Raw genomic sequence first — 5,899 nt, 5'->3', positions numbered from 1 at the left:
GGCGACGCGGCCGGGGCGGGCGACGCGGCCCCGGCGGGCGAGGTGCCGGCGGCGCCGGCATCCGCCGCCACCCCCGCGCCCTCCGGCTACGACGAGGCCGAGCGGGACACGGTCCTGCGCGTGATGCGCGAACGCCGCGACATCCGCAACGGCTTCCGCTCCGACCCCGTCCCGCACGACGTGCTGCTGCGGGTACTCGAAGCCGCGCACACCGCGCCAAGCGTCGGCCACTCGCAGCCGTGGGACTTCGTCGTCATCCGCTCCGAGGAGACCCGCCGCGCGATGCACGAACTGGCCCAGCGCCAGCGCGACGCGTACGCGAAGTCGCTGCCGAAGGGGCGGGCCAAGCAGTTCAAGGAACTGAAGATCGAGGCGATCCTCGACACCCCGGTCAACATCGTGGTCACCGCGGACCCGACGCGCGGCGGCCGGCACACCCTGGGGCGGCACACGCAGCCGCAGATGGCGCCCTACTCGTCCGCCCTCGCCGTGGAGAACCTGTGGCTCGCGGCGCGCGCCGAGGGCCTCGGCGTCGGCTGGGTCAGCTTCTTCGACGAGCGCGAGATGGTGCGCGCGCTCGGCCTGCCCGACCACCTGGAGGTCGTGGCGTACCTGTGCGTCGGGTACGTCGACGCGTTCCCCGAGGACCCCGAGCTGATGCAGGCCGGCTGGTCGAAGCGGCGCCCGCTCGCCTGGGTCGTCCACGAGGAGACGTACGGCAGGCGCGTGCTGCCCGGCGCCGAGCCGCACGACCTGCTGGAGGAGACCGTCGCGGCGATCAGGCCGCTGGACGCGAAGGCGCTCGGCGAGGCGTGGGAGCGCCAGAAGCGCATGACCAAGCCGTCAGGGGCACTTGGCGTGCTGGAGATCATCTCCGCACAGCTCAGCGGGTTGTCGCGGAAGAGCCCGCCGCCGATCCCCGAGCCCGCGGCCGTCGCGATCTTCGCCGGCGACCACGGCGTGCACGCCCAGGGCGTGACGCCGTGGCCGCAGGAGGTCACGGCGCAGATGGTGGCCAACTTCCTCGGCGGCGGCGCGGTGTGCAACGCGTTCGCCACGCAGGTGGGCGCCGAGGTGTGCATCGTGGACGTCGGTGTGGCGACCGACCTGCCCGCCACGTCGGGCCTGCTGCCGCGCAAGGTCAGGGCGGGCACCGCCGACCTGGCGACGGGCCCCGCGATGACCCGCGAGGAGGCCGTCGCGGCCATCGAGGTCGGCATCGAGACGGCACGCGACCTGGTGACGGCGGGCAACAAGGCGCTGCTCACCGGCGAGATGGGCATCGCGAACACCACCGTGTCCGCGGCACTGATCTCGGTCTTCACCGGCATGGACCCCGCCGAGGTCACGGGGCGCGGCACCGGCATCAACGACGAGACGCACACGCGCAAGGTCGACGTCGTGCGGCGCGCGCTGGAATTGCACCGCCCCGATCCGTCCGACCCGATCGGCGTGCTCGCGGCCGTCGGCGGCCTCGAGCACGCCGCGCTCGTGGGCTTCCTGCTGGGCGGCGCGTCGATGCGTACGCCGGTGATCCTCGACGGTGTCAGCGCGGGCGCGGCGGCCCTGGTGGCCCGCGCGATCGCCCCCGAGGCCCTGGCGGCCTGCATCGCGGGCCACCGCAGCGCCGAACCCGGCCACAAGGCGGCCCTGAACAAGCTGGGTCTGCGCCCCCTGGTCGACCTCGACCTGCGACTCGGCGAGGGCACGGGCGCGCTGCTCGCGCTCCCGCTCGTCCAGAGCGCGGCGCGCGCGATGCACGAGGTGGCGACGTTCGACTCGGCCGGAGTGACGGAGAAGTAGCAGACCGGGAGGCGGCCGGAGGAAGCGACCGACGGGCCCCGCGCCGAGTGGCGCGCGGGGCCCGTCGGCCCCCGTGCGCCGCCCCCCGTAAAGTGGTCCCACCACCACGCACCGCGCCCCACCAGCCGCTCCATCGGTGCAGCGGCCATCAGACGAACCCGCCCGAGGAGCCGTACGCAGCATGGCCGAGCCCCACGACGACGCACCGCGACACCCCTCACCGAACCCGGCAGAGGCCCCGGCTCCGGCGGAGGCACGAGAGGCACGAGAGACACCGGAGGACTCCGAGGCCTCCGGCGGCGAGGCCTCCGGCGGCTCCCGCCACCCCGCCTACCCCGTCGGGCTGCGCCTGACCGGGCGCCGGGTCGTCGTCATCGGCGGCGGCCAGGTCGCCCAGCGCCGCCTGCCCGCGCTGATCGCCGCGGGTGCGGACATCGTGCTGGTCTCGCCGTCCGCGACGCCCTCCGTCGAGGCCATGGCCACGGCGGGCGAACTGCGCTGGGAGCGTCGCCGCTACGCGGAGGGCGACCTCGCGGACGCCTGGTACGCCCTCGTCGCCACCGGCGACCCCGCGGCCAACGCGGCCGCGTCCGCCGAGGCCGAGCGCGGCCGCACGTGGTGCGTACGCAGCGACGACGCCGAGGCAGCCACCGCGTGGACCCCGGCCACCGGCCGCGACGAAGGCGTCACCGTCGCCGTCCTCGCGGGGCGCGACGCACGCCACCGCGATCCGCGCCGTTCCGCCGCCATCAGGGACGCCGTGCTCGAAGGCCTGCGCGACGGCACCATCGGGGCGCCCCGCGAGCAGGCCCCCGGCGACGGGGAAGCGGCGCCCACCGGGCCCGTGCCCGTCGCGCTCGTCGGCGGCGGGCCCGGCGACCCCGACCTCATCACCGTCCGCGGCCGCCGCCTGCTCGCCGCCGCCGACGTCGTCATCGCCGACCGCCTCGGCCCCCGCGACCTGCTCGACGAACTCCCGCCGCACGTACAGGTCATCGACGCGGCCAAGATCCCCTACGGCCGCGCCATGGCGCAGGAGGCCATCAACGCCGCGCTCGTCGAGCACGCCAGGGCGGGGAAGGCCGTCGTGCGCCTCAAGGGCGGCGACCCCTTCGTCTTCGGCCGTGGCATGGAGGAGGCGCAGGCGCTCGCCGAGGCCGGCATCCCCTGCACCGTCGTCCCCGGCATCTCCAGCACCATCAGCGTGCCGGGCGCCGCCGGAATCCCCGTCACCCACCGGGGCGTGGCACACGAGTTCACCGTCGTCAGCGGACACGTCGCGCCGGACGACGCCCGCTCGCTGGTGGACTGGGCCGCGCTCGCCCGGCTCACCGGCACCCTCGTCGTCCTCATGGGCGTCGACAAGATCGGCGCGATCGCCGCGGCGCTCATCCAGCACGGCAAGGACCCGGCCACGCCCGTCGCGCTCGTCCAGGAAGGCACGACCGCCGCGCAGCGCCGCGTCGACGCCACCCTCGCCACCGTGGGCGCGACCGCCAGGGCCGAGGCCGTGCGGCCGCCCGCCGTGATCGTCATCGGTGACGTCGTCGCGGTCGGGAAGGTCTGAGCCGGTGGCGGACCCGATCGTCCTCGACGACCCGGCCGACCCGCGCCTGCACGACTACACGGACCTCACCGACGTGCAGCTGCGGCGCCGGCGCGAGCCCGCCGAGGGCCTGTTCATCGCGGAGGGCGAGAAGGTCATCCGCCGTTCCGTCGCGGCCGGTTACGCCATGCGATCCATGCTGCTCTCGGCCAAGTGGCTCGGCCCCATGCGGGACGTGATCGACGCGGCCACCGCGCCCGTCTACGTGGTCGACCCCGCGCTCGCCGAGCGCGTCACCGGGTACCACGTGCACCGGGGCGCCCTCGCGTCCATGGCGAGGAAGCCGCTGCCGCACCCCGCCGAACTCCTGGCAGGCGCGGGCCGGCGCCGCGTCGCGGTCTTCGAGGACATGGTCGACCACGCCAACCTGGGCGCCGCCTTCCGCAACGCGGCGGCCCTGGGCGTGGACGCCGTGCTCCTCACGCCACGCTGCGCCGACCCGCTCTACCGGCGCGCCGTGAAGGTCTCCATGGGCGCCGTGCTCTCCGTCCCCTACAGCAGGCTCGAATCCTGGCCGGGCGACGCGGGGCTGCTGCGGGAGCACGGGTTCGTGCTCGCCGCCCTCTGCCTGACCGAGGACTCGGTCACGCTCGACGAGCTCGCCGCCCGTCGCCACCCCAGGCTCGCCCTGATGCTCGGCACCGAGGGCGACGGGCTGACAGCGGGCGCGCTGCGCGCCGCCGACGAGCACGTGCGCATCCCGATGGACGCCGGCGTCGACTCCCTGAACGTGGCGGCCGCCTCGGCCGTCGCCTTCTACGCCACCCGGCCCGGGGCCTGACGCCGGCGCACAGCGGGCCCGCACGCGGTTTCGGGAAGGCGGCTCCGGTTACCCGAGCCGCTGGGGGACCCGCGACCTCGAGGAGAGCCGACGTGGCCGAGACGCACGACGCGCGCGCCTTCCTGCCCCGCCGCGGTGGCATCCCCGCCCACCGCAAGGCGGCGGCGGAGTGCAGGGGCTGCGCGCTCCACGAGCACGCGACACAGACGGTGTTCGGCGAGGGGAAGGCGTCGGCGCGCCTGATGCTGGTGGGCGAGGAGCCGGGCGACCGCGAGGACACGGAGGGCGAGCCCTTCGTGGGCCCCGCCGGGGGCCTGCTGCGGCGGGCGGCTCGGGACGCGGGGCTCGACATGAAGAGCGCCTATGTCACCAACGCCGTCAAGCACTTCAAGTTCGAGCAGGCAGGACCCGGCAAGCGGCGGATCCACAAGCCCCCGAGCCTGCGGGAGATGACGGCGTGCCGGCCGTGGCTCGAGGCGGAACTGCGCATCGTCGCGCCCGAGGTCGTTGTCGCCCTCGGCGCCACGGCGGCGAAGTCGCTCCTGGGCCACGACTTCCGCGTCAGCCACCACAGGGGCGAGCCGCTCACGGCGCCGGTCGGGACCGACGCCACCGTGGTGGCGACCCTGCACCCGTCGGCGGTACTGCGCTCCGACAACCGCGAGCAGGCGTACGAGGGCCTGGTCGCGGACCTCAAGGTCGCGGGCGGGCTCCTGCACGAGACGTGAAGCGGTGAGGCCGGCTCGCGGGACGCCGGCGGTCACCCGCGCAGCTCGTGCACGGCACGCTCCACCGCACCCCGCGTCCCCGGATGGCCGAAGGCGACCCGCCCGTGCAGCGCGAGGGCCTCGGCCACCCGCTCACGCAACCGCGGCGGCGCGAGGGCCGCCTCCCGCACGTGGGCGTGCTTGGCGCGCTCGCGGCGAGCGCGGTACTCCTCGTGGTACAGGTACTGCCGGCGGCCGGAGCCGTCCGGCGTCAGGTGGTGAAAGCCCCTGCCGTGCCGTACCCGGCGCACCCTGTCCTTGCCACGGGGTGGGCTCGTGCGCAGCCGCGTCTCGCTCGCCCTCCGCCCGGAGAGGACGTCCCCAGCACGGGGGCGGGCCACAGCCGGTCGGGTCGCGGCGGTCAGCGGCGGGCCGCGCGGCGGCGCTCGCGGAGCAGGCGTTGGCGCTCGCCCTCGTCCATACCGCCCCACACCCCGTAGGGCTGGGCCGTGTCGAGGGCCCATGCCGCGCAGCGGAGCGTGACCGGGCACGCGGCGCACACCGCCTTCGCCCGGGCGATCTGACGGGAGTCCGGCCCCTTCCCGGTGAGCGGGAAGAAGGTGTCGGCCTCGACGTGCCGGCAGGCGGCCTGTTCGCGCCAGTCCATGATCGATCTCCGGGGCCTGTCGGTGTGCGGGCGCACGGAAGGGTGTGCGCACGGCGGTCGTCATCGCTCGCCGTGCGGCTCCGGGTTGCCCGCGTGGCCGCGCCTGAAACACCCGATCCGGCCCGCGCGTACGCCGCGGAAGGCCCGGGGGTGTGTCAGAACTGCTGGGCGAGCCAGATGCCGAGCGCGACCAGCAGCGTCACGATCACGAAGACGATCAGACGCTGACGCAGCAGCCGGGGATTGGCGGGCCTGCGCCCCGTCGGCGTACCGCCGCGGGTGTTCGGCCGGCTGCCGCCGCGCGACGGCCGCGGCCGCGAGCCGCCGGTGCGAGG

General features: G+C 75.5%; 6 protein-coding genes and 1 pseudogene. 4 read left to right on the top strand and 3 right to left on the bottom strand.

The genetic code is table 11. The features are described 5' to 3' along the window. From cobT to JFN87_RS31685, 4 genes are all read left to right on the top strand, one after another. Nucleotides 1-1,803, top strand: a 1,803-nt coding sequence (cobT, locus tag JFN87_RS31700) for a nicotinate-nucleotide--dimethylbenzimidazole phosphoribosyltransferase (RefSeq protein ID WP_245182769.1), incomplete at its 5' end; no start/stop codon positions are given. A gap of 181 nt (nucleotides 1,804-1,984) precedes the next feature. Then, nucleotides 1,985-3,370, top strand: coding sequence for a uroporphyrinogen-III C-methyltransferase (cobA, locus tag JFN87_RS31695; protein WP_209345736.1), 1,386 nt, complete (start codon nucleotides 1,985-1,987; stop codon nucleotides 3,368-3,370). A gap of 4 nt (nucleotides 3,371-3,374) precedes the next feature. Continuing rightward, nucleotides 3,375-4,190, top strand: a complete 816-nt coding sequence (locus tag JFN87_RS31690; protein ID WP_209345734.1) for a TrmH family RNA methyltransferase — start codon at nucleotides 3,375-3,377, stop codon at nucleotides 4,188-4,190. Between the two features lie 92 nt (nucleotides 4,191-4,282). Then, complete coding sequence (locus JFN87_RS31685; protein WP_209345732.1) at nucleotides 4,283-4,918, top strand: UdgX family uracil-DNA binding protein; 636 nt, start codon at nucleotides 4,283-4,285, stop codon at nucleotides 4,916-4,918. Between the two features lie 32 nt (nucleotides 4,919-4,950). On the opposite strand, the gene JFN87_RS34445 is transcribed toward JFN87_RS31685, so the two are convergent. The 3 genes and pseudogenes from JFN87_RS34445 to JFN87_RS31670 form a co-directional block, all read right to left on the bottom strand. Beyond that, complete coding sequence (locus JFN87_RS34445; RefSeq protein WP_209345730.1) at nucleotides 4,951-5,208, bottom strand: hypothetical protein; 258 nt, start codon at nucleotides 5,206-5,208, stop codon at nucleotides 4,951-4,953. Between the two features lie 110 nt (nucleotides 5,209-5,318). Further along, the gene (locus tag JFN87_RS31675) at nucleotides 5,319-5,564 is read right to left on the bottom strand and encodes a WhiB family transcriptional regulator (RefSeq protein WP_209345728.1); all 246 of its coding nucleotides are present in this window, start codon (nucleotides 5,562-5,564) and stop codon (nucleotides 5,319-5,321) included. 155 nt (nucleotides 5,565-5,719) lie between these two features. Further along, nucleotides 5,720-5,899: pseudogene (locus JFN87_RS31670) on the bottom strand (serine/threonine protein kinase); the annotation flags it as partial.

This window comes from Streptomyces montanisoli (genome assembly GCF_017813245.1).
Classification (GTDB): Bacteria; Actinomycetota; Actinomycetes; order Streptomycetales; family Streptomycetaceae; genus Streptomyces; species Streptomyces montanisoli.
Note: the sequence above shows the minus strand (reverse complement) of the source record. Positions and strands in the feature narration are given on the sequence as shown.

Coding starts and splice junctions, on each gene's coding strand:
- JFN87_RS31675 (WP_209345728.1), bottom strand. CDS start 5,564: ATGGACTGGCGCGAACAGGCCGCCTGCCGGCACGTCGAGGCCGACACC.
- cobA (WP_209345736.1), top strand. CDS start 1,985: ATGGCCGAGCCCCACGACGACGCACCGCGACACCCCTCACCGAACCCG.